Here is a 20,286-nt window from a genome sequence, read left to right as displayed (position 1 = left end):
GCGGGTACCGCGACCAGGAGGTCACGGTACCCCGGCGGCGCCAGACGTGCGGTAGGTCAGTGCTCCTCCGCCTGGGGCGGGAGAACGGCCACGATCGGGTGGTCGCGGTTGATCTTGCCGACCTTGGACGCTCCGCCGGGCGAGCCCAACTCGTCGAAGAACTCGACGTTCGCCTTGTAGAAGTCCTTCCACTGGTCGGGCGTGTCGTCCTCGTAGAAGATCGCCTCGACCGGGCAGACAGGCTCGCACGCGCCGCAGTCCACGCACTCGTCTGGGTGGATGTACAGCATGCGGTTGCCCTCGTAAATGCAATCGACGGGGCACTCTTCGATGCACGCCTTGTCCAGCACATCAACGCAAGGCTGCGCGATGACGTAGGTCACCTCGGGCTCCTTCTTCTCCGCGCCTTCGCACGACTCGACCGCGGGTTGCTAGACCTAGTATTGCCGTGCTGGCCACGAGTCCGAAACGGGAGGGGGGCGAAGCGTGTGACACCGCACTTTGGCGGAAGGCTCGTGATCGCCGTCTCACCCGCCGACGTGGGCCGGCGCGTCACCGTGCGCCGCGCCGATCCCGACGGCTTCCGCGACACGGTCGGCGTCCTGGAGTCCTGGCAGGACGGCCTGCTCCAGGTGCGCAAGCACGACGGCACGCTGGTGAGCGTCCGCGAGGAGGCCCTCGTCGCCGCAAGGGTCGTCCCCGAGCGCTGACCCGCGCCCAGCCCGCCCCGCCGCCCCTTCCCGTCGCCTCGCCGCCCCGCGCCCGCCCCTCCCCTCGCGCCGCGCCGCGCCGCGCTTCATGCCACGCCCGGCCGCGCACCGCGCTTCACGCCTCAGCCCGGCTGCATCGGCGTGCGTCCGGTCCGCCAATGCTGGCCCAAACTTCCGCGTGCCTCCTCGACGCGGGAGGATATGACGCTGAGTATTCGTTTCGTGACATCACGTGCCGCAGTCGCCGCAGCAGCGCTCCTCGCCACCGCCGTGGCCGGGTGCTCATCCACGACGTCCAAAGACACCAAGCAGCCTCCGGTCAACCCCAGGGCGGCCAGCCTGGCCCAGGGGTTCGGCACGATGGACCGCCTCGTGGAGGCGGCGCGCAAGGAAGGCTCCCTGAACCTGGTCGGCATCCCCCGCGACTGGGTCAACTACGGCGCCATCATGGACCGCTTCACCGGCGAGTACGGAGTGCGGATCAACGTGCTGGAGCCGGGCGCGAGCAGCCAGCGCGAAATCGACCTGGCCAAGGCCGCGCGCGTCCCCGACAAGGTGCCCGACGTCTTCGACCTCGGGGTCGACGTCGCGGTCGCCAACGCCCAGCGCTTCTCCCCGTACAAGGTGACCGCCTGGCAGGACATCCCCGACGCCGTCAAGGACCTCAAGGGCCAGTGGTACGCGGGCTACGGCGGCTACATGTCCATCGGCTACGACCCGCGCAAGGTCGCCGCCCCGGCCAGGTTCGCCGACCTGGCGGCCAGGCCCGGGTACGCCGTGGCCCTGGCCGGCGACCCGCTCCAGACGGCGGCGGCCTTCTACGGCGTCATGGCGGCCTCGCTCCAGGGCGGCCGGCCGAAGGCCGAGCGCGGCCTCGCCCTGTTCGCCGAGCTGAAGAAAGCCGGCCGCCTCAGCCTGCCCTCCCAGGCCAACGCGCTGGTCGACTGGGACTACGTCAACGCCGCCAAGGCCGCGCAGACCGCCGGGGACGACAAGCCCGCCTGGAAGGTCGTGGTGCCCGCCGACGCGGCGCTCGCGTCCTACTACGTGCAGGCGATCAGCGACAAGGCCCCCCACCCGGCCGCCGCGCGCCTGTGGGAGGAGTTCCTCTACAGCGACGAGGTCCAGAACCTCTTCCTCAAGGGCTTCGCCCGCCCGGCGCGCATGGAGGCGCTGGAGATGTCCGGCAGGCTCGACAAGCAGGCGGCGGCCAAGCTCCCGCCCGTCCCGCGCTCGCCCGTCCTGCTCACCATCCCGCAGACCGACGAGGGCAAGACCTACCTGAAGGCCAACTGGCCCCGGTCGATCGGCTGAGTCCCCGGGGGCAAGCTTTCGGACAGATGTGTCGCAAGGACATCAAGGCTCTAAAGTATTCGTACTTACGGACACGGGGAAGCGATGTCTGAGAATGCGAGCTGATCGCCTTGCGACACGAAACGCCGAGCTTGATGCGGTGGAACGCGCGCGCCTATGACAGCTCCTTCGGCTATGTCTCGGCGCAGGGCGCGCCCCTGATCGAGCTGCTCGACCCGCGGCCGGGCGAGCGCATCCTCGACCTCGGCTGCGGCACAGGGGTGCTGACCGCCGACATCGCGGCCCGGGGCACCACCGCGCTCGGCATCGACGGCTCCCCCACGATGATCGAGGTGGCGCGGGCCCACCATCCCGGGCTGGACTTCATGATCGGCGACGCCGCCGACTTCGGCGTCCCGGCGCCCTGCGACGCGGTGTTCTCCAACGCCGCGCTCCACTGGATGGGACGCGACCCCGACGCGGTGATCCGCTGCGTGCGCATGGCCCTGACCCCGGGCGGGCGGTTCGTCGCCGAGATGGGCGGCGCCGGCAACTGCGCCGCGCTCACCTCGGCCATGCTCACCGCCTGGCGCGAGTACGGGCTGCCCGAGCCCGAGCTGCCGTGGTACTTCCCCACCCCGGCCGAGTACGCCACGCGCCTGGAGAAGGGCGGGTTCACCGTCCGCCTGCTGGAGTACTTCGATCGGCCCACGCCGCTCGACGAGTGCCCCGGCGGCGCCGCCGACTGGGTCCGCATGTTCGCCGGCTCGGTGCTCGACGCCGTGCCGCCCGCCACCGTGGAGCCGCTTCTGCGCCGCGTCAACGAGCTGGCCGCCCCCGCGTTACGCCGCGAATCGGGGTGGATGGCCGACTACGTGAGGCTGCGATTCGCGGCTGTGCGAGCCTAACGGCCGTCTACGATCGCGCGGTTTGCCAGACTATGGTCTGGTCATTGGAATCACCGGAGAGGGAACGGGATGAACTTCTGCCTGAGTGATCTCGTGCCTCCGCTTCGCTGGAGTGACGCGACCGGGTTCGCGCGGCTGCGGGAAGCGCCCGGCCTGCCCGACGCCTGGTGGCGATCGGTGCCGCTCAGCCGGGTGTTCGCCGTGCTCGGCCCCGAGGCGCTCGGCGAGCTGATCACCGAGCTGGCGACCGAGCACTGGCCGGCCGCCGCCGTCGGGGACATCCTGCCCGCGCTGCACGTGATGGACCCCGAGGAGGCCGACGAGCCGCAGGTGTCGATCGCGCTCGACCGTGTCGGCTCCTACACCGGCCTGCTCGCGCTGACCGGCCGCGAGCTCGCCGACCAGCCTTTCATCCGCGCGAAGCCGTTGCTGAACGCGCTGTTCACGGCGGTGTTCACCCGGCTCGCGCCGGCGGGCGACCAGGGCGCCCACTCCGCCGAGGCATCCCCTTCCCGCGCCGATGACGCCGCCGGTGGCCGCGCCTCGTCGTCCCGCGCCGGGCGGTCCGCCAACGGCGTCGCGGCGACGCCGTCCCCCGCGGCCTCCGCGCCCCTCGCCGCTTCCATGCCCGCGTCCGCCGCTTCTTCCGGCGCCGCCGCACCGGCTTCCGCCGCGTCGTTCGCCGCCTCCGCGCCCGCGCCGGCGGACCCGCTCCCGGTACGCCGCCCCGCGCCTCCGCTGCCCAAACGGCGCAGCAACCGCATCGACGCCGGCGACCCGCTCGGCCTGGCCGCGGCCCGGCTGGCCGAGGCGGCCCTGCAGCAGCAGGCCGGCGGCAGGGGCGGCCCCCGCCCGTCGATGTTCACCCCGCCGCCGCGCACCGAGCGGCCCATGCCCGCCATGCCCGCCATGCCGGACGTGGGGCTCGCGCCGGGCCCGCGGCCGTTCGTCCCCGAGCCCGAGCCGTTCAACGCCAACGGCGCCGAACCGTTCAACGCCGACCCGTTCGGCCCTGAACCGTTCAAAGCCGACCCCCTCGGTCCTGAACCGTTCAGAGCGGCCCCGCCCGGCCCTGAGGCGTTGAAGGCCGATCCGCTCGGGCATGAAGCGTTCAAAGCCGACCCGCTCGGCTCTGAGGCGTTCAGAGCCGACCTCCTCGGCTCTGAACCGTTCAAAGCCGTCCCGTCCGGCCCCGAGGCGGGTGCCTCCGGCCGCGACACCGGCCCGTTCGGCGTCGGCCCACGCCCGGCCGAGGCCGACCCGCTCGCCGCCGGCCCCGGCACGGCCCCGAGCGCCCCCGACGCCCCGTCCCTGGCCGGCCGGCCCGGCGAACCCGGCCGGGACCAGGAGGCCGCGGCCACCGAGACCGGAGAAGGGTCCGAGACGCCCGCCGACGGCGGCGCCGTCCCGGGCGCGAACCCGACCGGCACCGACGAGTTCCACGCCGGCCAGGCCGACAACGACGTCGCGGAGCTCATCGACGCGGCCTTCGCCGACCTGGACGACAAGACGTGGGCGGTGGCGCAGAACCACGTGTTCACCGACGCCCCGGCCGCTCCCGAGGAGCTGGCCAAGCTGTTCGCCGTCCCGCCGGAGGACATCGTCGCCCTGGAGCAGGAGCTGCGCGCCCGGCTGGCCGCCTGGCTGGACAGCGCCGAGGCCGCCCCGTACACCCAGCATCTGGAGAAGCTCCCCGGCACCCTCGGCGTCGCCGCGCCCAAGTCGCGCCTGATGGGCGCGGCCGAGTGGCACACCAGGGAGCTGCGTTCGCTGGACGTCCCCGCCTGGCAGTTCGTCCTCACCACTCTGCCCGGCTACACCGTCCAGGACGACTGGCTGGTCGCCGGCGACATCGCCGACCTGCGCGAGCAGACCTGCGCGCTGATACTCAACGCCGACCGTCCGCCGACGGTGGCACGCGCGCTGGAGCTGGTCTCGACGCTGGGCATCCACCCCGAGGTCGCCAAGGAGTGGCTGGAGAACGTCCCGCAGTTGCGCATCCAGAGCACCAAGAAGACCGGCGAGAACTCCGGATCTCCTGGGGTCGCCGAGGCCACGACGACCGGCGAGCGGCCCGCCGAGGCCGCGCCTTCACCGGAGGCCGCGCCGGCCGGTCAGCTCAAGGACGTGTCCATGACCCGCAAGTGCTTCAAGCACCCCGACGGGCTGTGGTGGCTGCGGGTGGACGTCGCCCCCGAGCAGCTCGCCGGCGGCGAGTGCCCGCTGCCGAGCGGGTTCGCCGCCTACCTCGGATTGAGCCCGGGGGACGGCCACACGGTGACCGGCGCGGCCGGAGACGTCACGCTGAGCTGGCAGTCCCGCCCGGTCATCGAGTCGCTCGGGCCGTTACTGCAGGAGATGGGCGCCCAGCCCGGGTCCCACCTGTTCCTGACCGTCGCCGAGGAGGACAAGGTGCTGCGGGCGCGGCTGGTGCCCGCCGCGGCCGGCGACCTGGACAAGAACACCATGGCACTGAGGCTGGCCGGATACACCACCAAGGACAAGGCCGAGTCGCTGGAGGAGACGATCCGGGTGCTGGCCACCCGCGTCGGCATGACGGGCCCGGTGGGGCTGCCCGACCTGATGAACCGGCTGCGCGAACGCGGGGACCGCGACCTGCTGTCCCTGATGGTCTGACGGGAGCCGCATGCCCCGGCTCGCGATCGCCCCTGAGGTCCTCCGGGACCTGGACGCGCTGGCCCAGCCCGTGCGCCGGGACGCGGTGATCGCCATGCGCCGGTTCCTGCGGAACACCACCTCGGCCCCCCACCCCGAGCGGGTGCGCAACACCCGCGACGCGCGGGTGGCCACGCTGCGGCTCGCCGAGCACCACCGCGGGGTGGTGGTCCGCCAGCGGGAGGTGTACTGGATGCTGACCGTCCTGCCGGACGCCGAAGCCTGGTCCTACGCGCAGCGGCACCGCTTCGCCGTCAACGCCGCGATCGGGGTGGCCGAGGTGTGGAACGCCGAGGCGCTCGAACGGGTCGAGCCCGCGCTGCGCCGGTCGGCCGAGACCACCGAGGAACGGCTGTTCGCGCACGTCTGCGACACCGACCTGATCGGACTCGGCGTGGACACCCTGCTCATCCCCCTGGTGCGCCTGATCACCACCGACGCCAACCTGGACGCGCTGGAGCCTTTGCTGCCCGAGAGCCAGTTCGCCCCGCTCTGGGTGCTCGGCCAGGGTGGGTCGGTGGCCGACGCGTGGCGGGCGCTGGAGGCGCGGACGGCCGTACCGCTGAACGGCGCCGCCGTGGACGTCACCGACCTGCCGGTCGCGCTCGAACGCACCCCCGACCGCGCGGCGTTCGTGGCCGACCCCGAAGCGCTCGATCGCGTCCTCGCCGTCCCGCACTGGTGCACCTTCCTCTACCCCACCCAGTACCGGCTCTCCCACCAGGACGAGTTCGAGGGCTCGGTGCTGGTCACCGGCGGGGCGGGCACCGGCAAGACGCTGGTCGCCCTGCACCGCGCCGCGCACCTGGCCCGCGCCTCCGACGGCCGCATCCTGCTGATCACCTTCTCCCAGGGCGTGGCGGCCGACGTCGCGGCCAAGCTGGACCTGCTGGTCCAGGAGGCCGCCGCCCGGTCGCGCATCGAGGTGGGCAACGTCGAGCGCCTGGCCCACCGCATCGTCGCCGAGGCCGAGGGCCGTCCCCCGCTGCTGGTCGGCGGCCCCGACCTGGCCACCCTGTGGCAGGAGGCGTCGGAGATCTCCGGGGACCTGCACAGCCCGGCCTTCCTGCTGCGCGAGTGGGAGCAGGTCATCCTGGCGCAGAACCTGTGCACCGTCCAGGAGTACCTGGCCGCGCGGCGCCCGGGCCGCAGCGTGGAGCTGGACGACCAGGAGCGCACCGCCGTCTGGAAGGCCATCGAGCACGTGACCGGGCGGCTGCGCGCCGCCGGCAGGCGCACGCTGCTCCAGCTCGCCACCCAGGCCTCCACCCTGCTCGGCCAGGACACCGGCGACCTGCTCGGCGACGACGCGCCGCGGCGCGAGCCGTACCGGCACATCGTGGTGGACGAGGCCCAGGACCTGCACCCGGCGCAGTGGCGCCTGCTGCGGGCCGCCGTGCCGCCCGGGCCGGACGACCTGTTCGTGGTCGGCGACCCCCACCAGCGCGTCTTCGACACCCGGGTGGCGCTCAGCACGCTCGGCATCAAGGCCGAGAGCCACCGCCTGTCGGTCTCCCACCGCCTGCCGCAGGAGATCCTCACCTGGGCGGTGCGGGTGCGCGGAGGCGGGCCGGTCGACGGCCTGGTGGACGGCGTCACCGACCTGGTGGGCTTCCGTGCCACCCGTCCCGGACGGCGGCCGGAGGTGCGCGAGTACACCTCGCCGGCGGCCGAGCTGGCCGGGCTGGCCGCGCACGTCGCCGCCTGGCTGGAGGACGGCGTCCCCGCCGACGAGATCGCCGTGGCCGCACGCACCGCCGAGCTGGTCCGCGAGGTGAAGGCGGCCCTCGGCCCTTCGGCCGCCGGCGTCCGGGTCAGCACCCTGCACGGGTTGAAGGGCCTGGAGTTCCGCTACGTCGCCCTGGTCGGCGTCGCGGACGGCGTCGTGCCCGCGCAGGACACGCTGACGCCCGCCGACGACGACCCGACCGCGCGGGCCCATGACCTGCAACGAGAACGCGGCCTGCTGTACATGGCGTGTACACGGGCGGCGGAACGGCTGTACGTGTCCTATTCCGGCCGTGCAAGTCCCTTCCTGCCACCATGACCCAATAACCTGAACTGCGGATAAGAGCGAGTCTCATCCCGACTCAAGCCCCATGCCGGTTGGACCCCCATGAATCTGAGCCTTAGCGACATCGTGCCTCCCCTGCGTTGGACATCGCCCAGCCAGGTCGAGCCGATCGCGAGCGACACCCGTCTCCCGGACGCGTGGTGGCAGGCGCTTCCCCTGGACCGGGCCTGCCTGATCGCCGGAACCGCACAGGTGGCGGGACGGCTGACCGATCTCGCCATGACCTGCTGGGGACATCTGCCGCTCGGCGACATCCTCCCCCTGCTCCGCATGACCGACCCGGACAAGTGCCTGCGCACCCCGCAGTCCAGGGACGAGGTGCTCGCCCTGTTCGGCGGCGTGCTGTCGCGGCTGCTGGCCTCCGACACCGGGGCCGTGCCGGAGGGCGCCGCTCCGCTCGCCGGCGGGCGGGACGCCGCCGTCTCGCCGGTCCCGCCCGCCAAGCCCGACCGGCCGATCCCTCAGCTGATCGACGAGATCTTCGCCGAGCTGGACGACCGGCAGCGGGCCATCGCCGCCGACCGCGTCTACGCCGAGCGGCGGGTGACGCTGGACGAGCTGGCGCAGCGGTTCTCGGTCACCCGCGAGCGCATCCGGCAGATCGAGCGCGACCTGCGCGACCACGTGCAGAACCGGCTCGCCACCCCCGAGGCCACCCCGCTCGCCGCCCACCTGGCCTGGCTGCGGGGACGCCTGGGCTCCGCTGTGCCCGCCGAGGACCTGGCGGCGGCGGTGCCCTGGCACCGCACCGAGCTGACCACGCTCGGCGTGCCCGCCTGGCGGTTCATCCGCACCCTGCTGACCGGGTACGACCAGGTCGAGGGCTGGCTGGTCGCCGGCGGCGCCGACGAGCTGAAGGAGAAGACGCGTCAGCTCTTCACCGACGGCCCGGTGAAGTTGCCGGAGGCCGTCACGATGGTCGCCCAGCTCGGCATCCGCGAGGACGTCGCCGAGCGCTGGCTGTCCTCGGTGCCGCACCTGCGCATCCTGGAGGGCCACGTCGTCCCCTGGCCGCGCAGCGTCAACGAGAAGGCCGAGGCCGTGCTGGCCGTCGCCGAGAGCCCGCTCAGCCCCGAGGAGATCCAGAGCCGCATCGGCGAGGACTACAGCCTGGTCGGCATCCGCAACCAGCTCACGGCCGACGACCGGTTCCTGCGCGTCGACCGCAACAGGTACGGGCTGACCCGCTGGGGCGGCGAGGAGTACATCGGCATCCGCGAGATGATCGTCCGCGAGATCGAGCGGGCCGGCGGCGAGGCGTCGGTGAACAGCATCGTCGCCAACCTGACCACCCGCTACGAGGTCAGCGAGAGCTCGGTGCGCGCGTACGCGGGCGGGCCGGGCTTCGAGCGCACCCAGCGCGGCTGGATCCGCGTCGCCGCGCCCGAGCAGGCCGAGCCGTACCAGCCGCGCCGCGACGTGTCGATGACCCGCCGCTCCTTCCGCAGCCGCGACGGGCGGTGGTGGCACCGCGTCGACGTCAACGCCGAGCACCTGCGCGGCTCCGGGTCGCCGCTGCCCACCGGTTTCGCCGCCCACCTCGGCATGGCCCCCGGCGGTCAGCTCACCACCTCCACCCCGTCGGGCGACGTCGTCATCAGCTGGCACAACCAGCCGACGATGGGGTCCATCAGGGCGGTGCTGGCCGACTACAACGCCGGCGAGGGCGACTCGATCTTCCTGACCGTGTCCGACGGCGGCGAGCTGCTCACCCGCTACCTGCCGCAGGCCGCCCAGGGGCTGCCGCCGATCAACATGGCGCTGCACCTCATCGGGTACACCGCGCCGGTCGCCTCCGAGGCCGAGGCGCTGCGCCTCATCGGAGCCCGCATCGGCCTGCCCGAGGGCGCCTCCCGCGAGGAGGTCCTCACCCGGCTCCGCGAGCGCGGCGACCGCGACATCCTCGCCTTCCTCGACCCCGAGGCGCCGTGACGACGCAGGCGACGTGGGTGGCCGGGAGTGGTCGGACCCCGGACACAGGGTGATCCATCGCCTAAGCTCGAGGCATGTTGCGGCTGTATGACACCCGGTCCAGGCGGCTTGAGCCGATCGTCCCCGACAACGGGCGGGTCGTGCGGGTCTACACCTGCGGGCCGACCGTCTACCGGTTCGCCCACGTGGGCAACCTCCGGTCGTACCTGCTGCCCGACCTGATCCGCCGGGTGCTCGAACGGCACCACATCCGGTCGGTGGTGTGCCAGAACATCACCGACGTCGGCCACCTCGTCGACGACGACGCGATCGACCCCACCGGCGAGGACAAGGTCCTCGCCCAGGCCCGCCGCGAGGGCCGTTCGGCGCTGGAGATCGCCCGCTTCTACGAGGACGCCTTCCGCCGCGACACCGCCGCGCTCAACATGCGCTCCCCCGAGCACACCCCGCGCGCCTCCGAGAGCATCGACCTGATGATCGAGCTCATCGCCAAGCTCATCGACATGGGCCACGCGTACGCCGTGGACGACGGCTCGGTGTTCTTCGACGCCAAGAGCTTCCCCTCCTACGGCGAGATATCGGGCAACCGGCTGGACGCGCTCAAGCCCGGCCACCGGGTCGAGGGGGTCGACCCGCGCAAGCGCTTCCACGCCGACTGGGCGCTGTGGAAGGGCGCCGACCGCGAGATGACCTGGCAGACCCCGTGGGGCACCGGCTTCCCCGGCTGGCACATCGAGTGCTCGGCCATGTCCCTGCGCTTCCTCGGCGAGCACATCGACATCCACACCGGTGGAAAAGACCTGCGCTTCCCCCACCACGAGGACGAGCGCGCCCAGTCCAACGCCTCCGTGGGGCACGACGTCGTCAAACACTGGGTGCACGGCGAGCACCTGCTGTTCGACGGCCGCAAGATGGCCAAGTCCACCGGCAACGTCGTCCTGCTCGCGGACGTCGAGAACGCCGGCCTCGATCCCCTCGCGGTGCGGCTGGCCTTCCTCGAGCATCGTTACCGCCAGCAGATGAACCTCACCTGGGACACGCTGCACGCCGCCGACCGCACGCTCCGCCGCTGGCGACAGCGCGTCGCCGAATGGGCCGAGTCCCCGAGCCGCCCGATCGCCGCCGAGTACGCCCGCCGCGCCCAGGACGCCTTCGACGACGACCTGGACACCTCCACCGCGCTGCGCGCCCTCCGCGAGCTCGAACGCGACGAGTCGGTGGACCCCGGGTCGAAGTTCGAGACGTTCCTGCACCTGGACCACGTCCTCGGCCTGGACCTGCCGGCCGACATCGGCAAGCCTCCCGCCGTCCCGGTCCTGCCTCCGGGCGCCGCCGAGCTCCTCGACGCCCGCGCCAAGGCCCGCGAGGCCAGAGACTGGTCCACCTCCGACCGCCTCCGCGACGAGCTCGCCGGCCTCGGCGTCAAAGTGACCGACACCCCCGAAGGCCAGACCTGGTCCTGACCTCGCTGGGCTCAGGAACGACCGATGACCGGCCGCCGGTACGGCTACAGTGCTCCGGCATGACGGACATGTCTTTTCTGGATGACACGCGGGCCGGGTATGACGCCATCGCGGCCGACTATGTCGAGATGGTGCGGGGAGATCTGGCTCGCAGCCCGCTCGAGCGGGCGATGCTCGGCGCGTTCGCGGAGGTCGCCGGGGGTGGCGGGCCGGTCGCCGAGGTGGGGTGCGGGACGGGGCGCATCACCGCTCACCTGCGCGAACTGGGGGTGGACATCTTCGGCATCGACCTGTCGCCCGAGATGCTCGCGCTGGCCCGCGAGGCGTACCCCGGCCTGCGGTTCGATGAAGGCTCGATGACGGCGCTCGACCTGCCGGACGGCGGCCTCGCCGGGCTCGTCTCGTGGTACTCGCTCATCCACATCCCACCGGAGCACCGGCCGGACGTGCTGGCCGAGTTCCATCGGGTGCTGGCGCCGGGCGGGCACCTGCTGCTCGCCTTCCAGGTCGGCGACGAGCCGCGCGTCTACACCGAGGCGTTCGGCCACCCGGTCTCGCTGGTGTTCCACCGGCTGCCCGTGGACGGTACCGCCGACCTGCTGCGCAAGGCGGGGTTCGAGATGACGGCCCGCCTGGTGCGCGAGCCCCGCGACTCCGAGACCAATCCACAGGGGTTCCTGCTGGCCCGCAAGGAGCCGGGCCCGGCCTGACGGGCATGGCCCCGGCCGAACCGCCGGGCCCGGTCCGGCTCGGCGGGCGTGAGAGGACCTGGCCCGGCCGGATCCGGGCTCGGTCGGGCTCGACGGGCGTGAGAGGGACTCGCCGCGGTGGCGGTCCGGGGCCGGGTCATCCCGGCGCGGTGGGAGGCGTGATCAGCGTCGGGGTGGACGTGATGAACCTCAGAGGAGCATCGCCGTAGCGTTTCGGCAGTTCGCGGGCGGCTCTGGCGACGTCGCTCGTGCCGATCTCCACGGCCGAGCCGTCCGGGGTGACGGCGATCGTGGTGATGGTGACGCCGCGCGCCTTCCAGTAGTGGACGTCCTGCGTGACGCGCCGGGCGACCGCGCCGAGCTCGTGGGCCGAGTGGGCCGCGTCGCGCGGCCTGATCGGCTGCCCGGGGAAGCGGTCGCGCAGGGCCGCGTCCAGCTTCGCGGACGGCCGCCGGTACACGATGACCGCGTGACCGGGCACGTCGAGGACCACGCCCGCGAACTCGCCCGGAAAGCGGCGCCGCAGGAAGTCCTCGACCTGGGCGGCGAGGGCGGCCAGGCGCTCCTGACCACCCGGCCCCGGCGCCGGACCGCCCGGGGGGCGTGAGGTGCCCTGGTTCAGGACGGGACCGTTCGCCCGGTCCGTGGTGTCCTGACCCGCGGGCGGGTCGTTCGTCGACGGTGAGGCGCCCTGCCCTGGGGTGGGCGGGGACGTGGAGGGGGGCGGGGTGTCTCCGTCGGAGGGGGTGGGGGCGGTGCAGGCGAGGACGGCGGTGACGGTGCAGCCGAGGAGCACGATGGCCGTGCCCATGCGACGGGTCTGGTTCATGGTGACGCCTCCTGGCCTACCCGGTTGTCACGCACCTGACGAACATAAGACGAAATTCCACCGCGTGGCGGTTCACCGTATTTCCCGGCGCGCCGGCCATCGCGGCCATCCGCCCGTTTCCGATGGTTTTTTTATTCGGCGCGTGCGGTTCAATCGATTGTTCACCACGATCACCGGTGAATCGCGTGAATGCCAAGGAAAGGGGCCGGCGATCGAGCGCCGGCCCCTTTCCGTCGATCGCCTGGTCAGGGAAGCGTGATTCCCGGGAACGCCGTGGTCGCGTTGCTCCATGGGGAGTAGAAGATGCGCCAGGTGCAGACGCGGCCCGTGGGCCGGTAACCGGTGCAGGGGACCTGGGTTGCGAAGTCGGTGGCGGTGATGATGCCGGCCGCGTAGACCTGGTTGGTGTTGCTCGGGTTGGTGACCTCGACCGGGCCGCCGCTGTCCCCGCCGCCGGCCGCGTTGAGGAACGACTGCTGCTCGGCGCGGACGGTGCCCTGGATCAGCCAGCCCACGTTGATCGTGACGTTGACCGCGGTGATCCTGATGGTGCAGTTGGTGCCGGAGAAGCCGCCGGAGGTGCAGACGTACTGCCCGACGACCGAACTCGTGGTGCCGATCACGGCGTTGTTGAACTCCGTGGCGACGCTGTTGACCGGGTTGTTGAAGACCTGACTCCCGGCGCTGGTGCCGATGAGGAGCACGTCACGGGAGGCGTTGCCGTGCGTGACGGTGCCGATGACCTGGCCGGTGGGGTCGGCGGCGGTCTGGCCGACCGACGCGCAGTGCGCCGAGCTCAGCATCTTGCTGACGCCCTGGTAGGTCACCGCGAACCCGGTCGTGCAGGCGGGCGAGGGCGTCCCCCATACCGAACCGCCCCACCACGGCGGGCTGTCGTCCCAGCGGCTGGCCACCTTGGGCCGCACGCCGGGCTCCACGCTGACCGGCACCGCCGCGCCGGAGATCGCCGTGCGGGTCGCGCCGGCCGAGGCCGTGGTGGCGTTCAGGCCGGAACCGTCCTGAAGGGGCTCGATGGAGGTGATCAGATCGCGGTTCGCCCGGATGAGGCGGTTCGCCTCCCCCTCCAGCTCACGCGCCGAGTACCGCGCGGGCAGAACGCTGATCGCCACCTCGCGCCGCAGCCGGCCCACGAGGTCGTCGATCGCCTTGGGCGGCCTGCCCTTCCAGTACACGCGCAGCTCGCGGCTCTCCGGCGCCGCGACGAGGCCGGCGTAGCCGCCGCCGTCGCCGGGCAGCGCGGCGGTGATCCGGTCGGCGGCCCTGACCATCTTCTGCTGGTCGAGCAGCAGGTCCTTCCACGAGGCGTAGCCGCCCGGCACCGGTCCGGTGTGCTCGACGGATCCGGTGGTCCGGGGCTTGACGGGATCGGGGGCGCTCGCGGCCTGGGCGGTGCCCATCCCCGCGGCGGCGAGCATGAGTCCGACCGCCAGGGCGAGGCGGCGTAATCGGGGTGACCTGCGGGAACTCGGGCGGATGTTCACCTGTGCGATCCTCCTGGGCGACGACCTCGGCGTCTCGCGCGAGCGACGGCCGACGGTGTGTGTTTCGTCCACGTCGGCGGGGGGCCTGCCCGGCCGCGTGCGGGCGGCGAGAAGGGGCCGGCGGGTGTGCGCCGGCCCCCGGTCGCTCGGGCTAGATCTTGTGGATCATCCGAGGACGATGGCGATGCCGGGGAAGGCGGCGGTCGCGTTGCTCCACGGGGAGTAGTACATCCGCCAGGCGCAGGTGCGGCCGCTGGTGACGTAGCCGGTGCAGGCCACGGCGGTGCTGCCGTCGATCGCGGTGTTGACGCCCGCCGCGTACACCTGGAGGGTGTTGGACGGGTTGACGACCTCCACCGAGCCGCCGCTGTCGCCCTGGCCGACCGCGTTGGTGTGCGCCGACTGCTCGGCCCGCACCGTGCCGGTGATCAGGTAGCCCACGTTGATCGTGACGCCGACCTGCTGCACCTGGATGCTGCAGTTGGTGCCCGAGTACGCGCCGGAGGTGCAGACCCACAGCCCGACGTAGGAGCTGGTGGTGCCGATGACCGGGTTGCTGAACTCCGGCGAGGTGGAGCCGACGTTGTTGTTGAACACCCGGCCCGCGGAGGTGCCGTTGATCAGCAGCACGTCGAGGCCGTTGTTGTCGGGCGAGATCGAGCCGATCACCTGACCGGTCGGGTCGGTGGCCGTCTGACCGGCGTCGCCGCAGTGGCCCGCCGACAGCATCCTGCTCGTGCCGCCGTAGGTGACCGCGAAGCCCGTCGAGCAGCCGCCACCGGTGTTGGCGTTGCGCCAGGCGCCGCCGCCCCACCACGGCGGGGAGTCGTCCCAGCGGGTGGCAAGCGTCGGCTTGACGCCCGCCTCCACGGTGACCGGCACGGCCGAGTCTGCGACCTTCGAGCGGGTCAGGCCGGAGTCGACGCCCGAGACGGTGAGGCCCGAGCCGTCGACGTTCGGCGCGATCGCGGTGATCGCGTCGGGAGACCTGCGGACCAGGCGGTTCATCTCCCGCTCCAGCTCGCGGGCCGAGTAGACCGCGGGCAGGACGCTGACGGGCACCTCCCGGCGCACCTGGCCGACCAGGTCGCCGATGCGCCTGGGCGTGTCTCCCTTCCAGTAGACCCGCAGTTCGTGGTTCTCCGGCGCGGCCACGATGCCGGCGAACCCGGCGCCGCCCTGCGCCTTGACCGCGGCGGTGATGCGGTCGGCGGCCTTGACGAGCTTCTCCTGGGTGGCCAGCAGGTCCTTCCAGGAGGCGAAACCGCCCGGGACCGCGCCGGCCGGCTCGATCGGGCGGCTGGTGGTGTCCTTGACGGGAGCGGGGGCGGGGGCCGCGGCGGCCTGCCCGGCCGCCATCCCGACAAGAAGAAGGGCGGTGCCAAGCGCCACTGCCAGACGACGGGGGGATCGTGGGGTTCTTGTGGTGCTCGGGGGGTTTTCCACCTGAATGCTCCTCCGTGGCTTGCTTACGCGGATGCATCCGGTATTCCATGCATTAAGGGGCTAATCAATGCCTTGACCCCGGTTTCCAAGGCTGGTAAAAGCGGCGCGTCGGACAGCCGCATGCCGGTATTCCGGCTTCGCACTTATTGGAGGCGATAGCGGAGCAGCGAAGCCCCACCTGCGGACATACACCTACACGCTTCCGCAATTCCAGCAAAAGGCGCATACCATTCGCTGTCCGCTTCTGGACAGGGCGAAAAGACGTTGATCACCGGCCGGGGACGCCTTATTATCGGCGGCGGCCCGCCGGGGCCTCGCCCGGCGAGGCCTCGCCGGCGCTCCGACGCCCACGCTGACGCCCACTGCTCACCTTCGCCGAGATGCCGCCGGTGGACGGGGAACGCCGCCGCGAGACGGTCCTCTGACTCGCCTTCGTCACCGCCGCCCGCCCCCGTCCCGAGCCGCGTCAGCCGGCGGTCAGGGTCCGGGTCTCGCCGACGGCCAGGTCCCACAGGTCGGCGCGGTCGCGTCCGGCGGCGATCCACGCGGCGCGGGTCTCCTGGACCGGGGCCATCAGCGGCTCGCCGGACAGGACGAAGGTCCCCCAGTGCATGGTCGCCATCCGCCGCGCGCCGACGTCCTGGCACGCCTGGACGGCCTCGGCCGGGTCGACGTGGGTGACGTGCATGAACCAGCGCGGCTCGTACGCGCCGACCGGCATGAGGGCCAGGTCGATGCCGGGGTAGCGCTCGCCGATCTGCTTGAAGCGGTCCCCGTAGGCGGTGTCGCCGGCGAAGTAGATCCGCTGCCGCGGCGAGGTCAGCACCCAGCCGCCCCACAGCGACTTGCAGGTGTCGAACAGCGTCCTGCGGCTCCAGTGGTGCGCCGGCACGAAGTCGAAGCTCACCTCGCCGATCTGGGCGCTCTCCCACCAGTCCAGCTCGGTGACGTTGGTGAACCCTCGCTTGGTGAACCAGCTCGCGAGGTTGGCGGGGACGAACACCGGTGTGTGGCGGGGCAGGCGGCGCATCGTCGGAGCGTCGAGGTGGTCGTAGTGGTTGTGGCTGATCACGACGGCGTCCACCGGCGGCAGGTCGCTCCAGGCGAGCCCGGGCGGGGTGAGCCGCTGGCGCACGCCGGGGATCTTGCGCGACCACACGGGGTCGGTCAGCACGGTCAGCCCGCCGATGCGCAGCACGTAGGTCGCGTGGCCGACCCAGGTGACGGCCGCGTCCTGCGCGGCGACAGGCGGCAGGCCGGCCCGCAGGACCGGGATCTGGTCGACGTCGCCGATGTCCGGCCGCAGCCCGCCGTGCCAGGTGACGCTGACGATCTCCCGGAAGTCGGGCAGCGGACAGGTCAGCCGGTCCTTGAAGTCGGCCGGGAACCGCCGCGGCGCGGCCGGCCCGCCGGGCGGCGTCGCGGGCTCGTAGGACGGGGCCGGGCCCGGGCGCGTCGCGGGCTCGTAGGACGGGGTGACGGGCGGGCGCGTCCCCGGGCCCGGGGACGAGGGCGCGCGCCCGGAGAGCGTCGCGGAGGCGGCCGGCTCCGGGGACGAAGGGGCACGTCCGGGCGACGGCGTGGCGAGCGGGAGCGGCGTGCCGGGCTCACTCGGCTGAACGACCGGGGAGACCTCAGGACTGACGGTTTGCGACATTCGACCCTCCTGTTCGTCACCGAGTGGAGGCGGGTTGTTTCCAGTTGGGGATCACCACTCTGCTGTCATGATCCCCCGTGGGCGGAAAACATGCCTCAGCCGACGGAGGTATCCGTCATGTCCTCCCTGATGCCGACATGGTGGTCGAAAATCTGCTGCTCACCGCAGGTGTGTCGTCCAGTAACGTTCCCGCCTGCGCGGGCTTCCTCCCCGATATGTCATCTACTGACATTCCCGCCGAAGCGGGATTCCTCTCACTCCAGGGTGCGCCTTCGCCATCGGGCCGGGTGCCTCGGGTATCCGCCCTCGTCCAGATCGGCGAGCCGCTCGAACGGATTCCACGAGGCGTAGTGGCCGCAGACGACCAGGGAGAACCCGGCCGCCAGCACGTACAGCAGCAGCATGGGCAGGCCGACGCAGAAGGCGTACTGGGTGGCGTGCCGCGCCTCGTGCCGGAGCAGGGCGCCGGTCAGATAGCCCTCCTCCTGGGCCGTCACCACGACATTGCCCACGGTGAAGGCCCCCGCGACCGGGAAGCGGATGCGGTACCCGTGCGCGTACAACAGGCCGTGCTCGCCACGCCGCACCCGGGCCCGCCCGGCCACGGCGATGAGCAACCCGAGCGGCGTCGACAGGTTGACGTAGTTGACGACCTGCCTTGCCCGGTGCCGACCGCGCATGCCTCGATTGTCGCTCAGCCGCCCGGACGGTGGTAGCGGCCCTCGTGGAACAGCAGCGGCGCGACGTCCCGGGGCAGGTCCGCAGAGACGACGCCGCCGACCACGATGGAATGGTCGCCCGCCTCGTGCACGGCCGTCGTCCGGCACTCCAGCGTCGCGATGGCGCTGTCGAACAGGGCCAGTCCGAGCGAGCCGCGCCGGTGGGACCAGCGGTGGAGCTGCCGTTCGAGCGTGAGGCCGCGGGTGGCGAAGGCCCGCGAGGCGTCCTCCCCGTCCTGGCCGAGAATCGAGATGCCGAAAACCCCCGCATCCAGCACGGCGGCGTGGAATCTGGCGATCTTCTCGACGCAGATCAGCACCAGCAGGGGTTCCAGGGAGACCGAAGAGAAGGAGTTGACCGTCATGGCGTGGTCGACGCCGCCGGACAGCGTGGTGGCGATGGCGACGCCGGTGGCGAAGCGGCCGGTGACCTTGCGGAAGACCTCTTGATCGAGACGGTTCTCCGCGGGTCCCTGATGCACGCTGGCCAGCTTATGCGGACATACCATCCGAGATGTTCATGGGGCGCGCGTTGCCACCGCCGAACGGCCCCGGGCGCAGCAGCCAGGAGCCCGGCGAGGGGATCATCAGGACCGCGACCACCAGGGCGATGGCCCCGCCGCCGAGATACCAGTAGCCGGCCGGCGTGGCCGCCACGATGAGATCGCCCTCGGGCTGCTTGATCGCGAAGACCAGCGCGATGAGCATCCACCCCATGCCGGTGACGAAAGCGCTCAGCTTGGTGCCCATCAGCCGGCCCGCCCCGTACAGCAGACCGAACAGGATCAGCGACAGGACGATCGGGACAGGCGGCACGAGATCGCCGATGCCCCACGAGTGCTGCAGGCCGGACACCACGCCGTAGACGGCACCGAGCACGAACAGCATGCCGTAGGCGGCACCGGTGACCACGGCACTGGGCTCGGCCTCCGGCGGGTACCCCTCCCGCCACCTCTCGGTCCAGGACTCAGCCGCCTGCGGCCACTCCCCCTGCGCCGCGACCCCACCGACGGGCCCTTGCCCGCCAGGAGGAACCCACGCTCCCTCGGGCCCACCCGTGGGGACGTGGGCATCTCCCGGACCGCCGCCCGGAACGCCGGGGGCGCCGGGGGCGCTGGGGCCGTCGGGGCCGTCGGGGCCGTCGGGGACAGGGTGGGGAGTGTCGCCCCCTGGGTGGTCGCCCGCACACGCCACGTCGGCCTCAGCCTGATCACCGGACCGCAGGACGTCGGCCTCGGCCCGGTCGCCGAGGCGCGGCACGTCGGGCTCGGCCCGGTCGCCGGGACGCAGGACGTCGGCCTCGGCCCGGTCGCCGGGACGCAGGACGTCGGCCTCGGCCCGGTCGCCGGGGCGGCGGGCATCGGCCCTGGCCTGGCGCGATGGGTCGGCCTTGTCCTGCTCTTCGTCCATGTTCCGAAGGCTAGCCGATGCCCGCGAAGAGATCGTCTTCGCGGTCGCCCGGCTCGCCGAGCCCGCCCTCCTCCTCCGGCAGCGCCCGCCCCGCCGGGCCGCTGACGCCGGCCTTGAGGATGTAGTGCTCGACGCCGAGCGCTCCCTCGCCGGCCTTCTGGGACACCACGAACCACGGCGCGGTGAGGTCGATCTGGGAGCGATGGGCCCGCATGGCCTCCAGCTTGGCCGAGCCGTACGCGCGGGCGTCGATCACCGTGGTGATCTCGGAGTCCGCGGACCCGAAGGGGATGTCCTCCACATCGTCGGCGAAGAACTCGACGCCGGCCTCGCGCATCGCCTCGCCGACCTTGCGCAGGGACGACTTGGACATGGCCGTGATGTAGAACTTCGCGACCTGCCAGGGCTCGCCCTCGCCGAAGGAGGCGTCGGCGGCCAGCTCGAAGGCCCGCCAGGCGACGCGGTGAGCCTGGATGTGGTCAGGATGGCCGTAGAAGCCGTTCTCGTCGTAGGTCACCAGCACCTGCGGCCGGACCTCGCGGATGGTCTTCACCAGCTCGCCGGCCGCCTCGTCGAGATCGGCACGCCAGAAACAGGAGGGGTTGTCGTTGGTGGGCTCGCCCATCATGCCGGAGTCGCGCCAGCGGCCGGCGCCGCCGAGGAAACGGTGGTCTTCGACGCCCAGCGCCTTGCAGGCGGCCTCGAGCTCGCCGATGCGGTGCTCGCCGAGCCGGTCTTCCTTGCCGGCGGCGAGATGGGCCAGATCGGGCACGACGATCTCGCCCTCTTCGCCGAGGGTGCAGGTGACCAAGGTGACATGGGCGCCCTCGGCGGCGTACTTCGCCATCGTGGCGCCCGTGCCGCTGGTCTCGTCATCGGGGTGGGCGTGCACGAGCAGCAATCGACGATCTGTCATGCCCGAAGGCTAGCCAACCCGACCGACAGAACGGCGATGCC

General features: G+C 72.2%; 18 protein-coding genes. 9 read left to right on the top strand and 9 right to left on the bottom strand.

Annotated elements, in window-relative coordinates; translation table 11 throughout:
* Positions 1-56 precede the first annotated feature (56 nt).
* The gene (gene fdxA / locus ABZT47_RS13690; RefSeq protein WP_354840372.1) at positions 57-383 is read right to left on the bottom strand and encodes a ferredoxin; all 327 of its coding nucleotides are present in this window, start codon (positions 381-383) and stop codon (positions 57-59) included.
* A 132-nt stretch (positions 384-515) separates the two neighbouring features.
* Here fdxA and ABZT47_RS13685 point away from each other — a divergent pair, with 132 nt between their 5' ends.
* From ABZT47_RS13685 to ABZT47_RS13650, 8 genes are all read left to right on the top strand, one after another.
* Positions 516-710 (top strand): hypothetical protein, encoded by a 195-nt coding sequence (locus ABZT47_RS13685; RefSeq protein WP_354840369.1) that lies wholly within the window; start codon positions 516-518, stop codon positions 708-710.
* A gap of 222 nt (positions 711-932) precedes the next feature.
* Complete coding sequence (locus tag ABZT47_RS13680; protein ID WP_354840366.1) at positions 933-2,024, top strand: ABC transporter substrate-binding protein; 1,092 nt, start codon at positions 933-935, stop codon at positions 2,022-2,024.
* 134 nt (positions 2,025-2,158) lie between these two features.
* Positions 2,159-2,911, top strand: a complete 753-nt coding sequence (locus ABZT47_RS13675; protein WP_354840364.1) for a methyltransferase domain-containing protein — start codon at positions 2,159-2,161, stop codon at positions 2,909-2,911.
* Between the two features lie 69 nt (positions 2,912-2,980).
* Positions 2,981-5,548 carry a hypothetical protein gene (locus ABZT47_RS13670; protein WP_354840362.1) on the top strand — a complete coding sequence of 856 codons (2,568 nt, stop codon included), beginning with the start codon at positions 2,981-2,983 and terminating at the stop codon, positions 5,546-5,548.
* A 10-nt stretch (positions 5,549-5,558) separates the two neighbouring features.
* Entirely contained in the window at positions 5,559-7,634 is a 2,076-nt protein-coding gene (locus ABZT47_RS13665) for a UvrD-helicase domain-containing protein (protein WP_354840359.1), read from the top strand.
* Positions 7,635-7,703: 69 nt separating this feature from the next.
* On the top strand, positions 7,704-9,593 hold the full coding sequence (locus ABZT47_RS13660; protein WP_354840356.1) for a sigma factor-like helix-turn-helix DNA-binding protein: 1,890 nt from the start codon (positions 7,704-7,706) through the stop codon (positions 9,591-9,593).
* Positions 9,594-9,667: 74 nt separating this feature from the next.
* Complete coding sequence (gene cysS / locus ABZT47_RS13655) at positions 9,668-11,056, top strand: cysteine--tRNA ligase (protein WP_354840353.1); 1,389 nt, start codon at positions 9,668-9,670, stop codon at positions 11,054-11,056.
* A gap of 59 nt (positions 11,057-11,115) precedes the next feature.
* Complete coding sequence (locus tag ABZT47_RS13650; protein ID WP_354840350.1) at positions 11,116-11,766, top strand: class I SAM-dependent methyltransferase; 651 nt, start codon at positions 11,116-11,118, stop codon at positions 11,764-11,766.
* Positions 11,767-11,902: 136 nt separating this feature from the next.
* Here ABZT47_RS13650 and ABZT47_RS13645 read toward each other — a convergent pair whose 3' ends face one another.
* Positions 11,903-12,595, bottom strand: a complete 693-nt coding sequence (locus tag ABZT47_RS13645) for a hypothetical protein (RefSeq protein WP_354840347.1) — start codon at positions 12,593-12,595, stop codon at positions 11,903-11,905.
* 64 nt (positions 12,596-12,659) lie between these two features.
* On the opposite strand from ABZT47_RS13645, the gene ABZT47_RS13640 reads away from it, so the two are divergent.
* Complete coding sequence (locus ABZT47_RS13640) at positions 12,660-12,854, top strand: hypothetical protein (protein WP_354840345.1); 195 nt, start codon at positions 12,660-12,662, stop codon at positions 12,852-12,854.
* On the opposite strand, the gene ABZT47_RS13635 is transcribed toward ABZT47_RS13640, so the two are convergent.
* The 7 genes from ABZT47_RS13635 to mshB form a co-directional block, all read right to left on the bottom strand.
* Positions 12,841-14,097 (bottom strand): hypothetical protein, encoded by a 1,257-nt coding sequence (locus ABZT47_RS13635; protein WP_354840343.1) that lies wholly within the window; start codon positions 14,095-14,097, stop codon positions 12,841-12,843. The genes ABZT47_RS13640 and ABZT47_RS13635 overlap by 14 nt on opposite strands.
* 165 nt (positions 14,098-14,262) lie before the next feature.
* Positions 14,263-15,456, bottom strand: coding sequence for a hypothetical protein (locus tag ABZT47_RS13630; RefSeq protein WP_354840340.1), 1,194 nt, complete (start codon positions 15,454-15,456; stop codon positions 14,263-14,265).
* Positions 15,457-16,009: 553 nt separating this feature from the next.
* Entirely contained in the window at positions 16,010-17,200 is a 1,191-nt protein-coding gene (locus ABZT47_RS13625) for an MBL fold metallo-hydrolase (RefSeq protein ID WP_354840337.1), read from the bottom strand.
* A gap of 254 nt (positions 17,201-17,454) precedes the next feature.
* On the bottom strand, positions 17,455-17,880 hold the full coding sequence (locus ABZT47_RS13620; RefSeq protein ID WP_354840335.1) for a hypothetical protein: 426 nt from the start codon (positions 17,878-17,880) through the stop codon (positions 17,455-17,457).
* Positions 17,881-17,894: 14 nt separating this feature from the next.
* Positions 17,895-18,401 (bottom strand): flavin reductase family protein, encoded by a 507-nt coding sequence (locus tag ABZT47_RS13615; protein WP_354840332.1) that lies wholly within the window; start codon positions 18,399-18,401, stop codon positions 17,895-17,897.
* Positions 18,402-18,411: 10 nt separating this feature from the next.
* A complete protein-coding gene (locus ABZT47_RS13610) occupies positions 18,412-19,329 on the bottom strand; it encodes a DUF6113 family protein (RefSeq protein WP_354840329.1) in 918 nt (305 codons plus the stop codon).
* A gap of 10 nt (positions 19,330-19,339) precedes the next feature.
* The gene (gene mshB, locus ABZT47_RS13605; RefSeq protein ID WP_354840326.1) at positions 19,340-20,245 is read right to left on the bottom strand and encodes an N-acetyl-1-D-myo-inositol-2-amino-2-deoxy-alpha-D-glucopyranoside deacetylase; all 906 of its coding nucleotides are present in this window, start codon (positions 20,243-20,245) and stop codon (positions 19,340-19,342) included.
* Positions 20,246-20,286: the final 41 nt, after the last annotated feature.

It is taken from the genome of Sphaerisporangium sp. NPDC005289 (assembly GCF_040607455.1).
GTDB classification, from domain to species: domain Bacteria; phylum Actinomycetota; class Actinomycetes; order Streptosporangiales; family Streptosporangiaceae; genus Sphaerisporangium; species Sphaerisporangium rhizosphaerae.
This window is presented reverse-complemented; position numbering and strand designations above follow the sequence as displayed.

Bases quoted from the DNA above. Each gene is read 5' to 3' on its own strand.
- ABZT47_RS13675 (WP_354840364.1), top strand. From the start codon at position 2,159: ATGCGGTGGAACGCGCGCGCCTATGACAGCTCCTTCGGCTATGTCTCG.
- ABZT47_RS13670 (WP_354840362.1), top strand. From the start codon at position 2,981: ATGAACTTCTGCCTGAGTGATCTCGTGCCTCCGCTTCGCTGGAGTGAC.
- ABZT47_RS13665 (WP_354840359.1), top strand. From the start codon at position 5,559: ATGCCCCGGCTCGCGATCGCCCCTGAGGTCCTCCGGGACCTGGACGCG.
- ABZT47_RS13660 (WP_354840356.1), top strand. From the start codon at position 7,704: ATGAATCTGAGCCTTAGCGACATCGTGCCTCCCCTGCGTTGGACATCG.
- cysS (WP_354840353.1), top strand. From the start codon at position 9,668: ATGTTGCGGCTGTATGACACCCGGTCCAGGCGGCTTGAGCCGATCGTC.
- ABZT47_RS13650 (WP_354840350.1), top strand. From the start codon at position 11,116: ATGACGGACATGTCTTTTCTGGATGACACGCGGGCCGGGTATGACGCC.
- ABZT47_RS13645 (WP_354840347.1), bottom strand. From the start codon at position 12,595: ATGAACCAGACCCGTCGCATGGGCACGGCCATCGTGCTCCTCGGCTGC.
- ABZT47_RS13630 (WP_354840340.1), bottom strand. From the start codon at position 15,456: ATGGCGGCCGGGCAGGCCGCCGCGGCCCCCGCCCCCGCTCCCGTCAAG.
- ABZT47_RS13625 (WP_354840337.1), bottom strand. From the start codon at position 17,200: ATGTCGCAAACCGTCAGTCCTGAGGTCTCCCCGGTCGTTCAGCCGAGT.
- ABZT47_RS13620 (WP_354840335.1), bottom strand. From the start codon at position 17,880: ATGCGCGGTCGGCACCGGGCAAGGCAGGTCGTCAACTACGTCAACCTG.
- ABZT47_RS13610 (WP_354840329.1), bottom strand. From the start codon at position 19,329: ATGGACGAAGAGCAGGACAAGGCCGACCCATCGCGCCAGGCCAGGGCC.
- mshB (WP_354840326.1), bottom strand. From the start codon at position 20,245: ATGACAGATCGTCGATTGCTGCTCGTGCACGCCCACCCCGATGACGAG.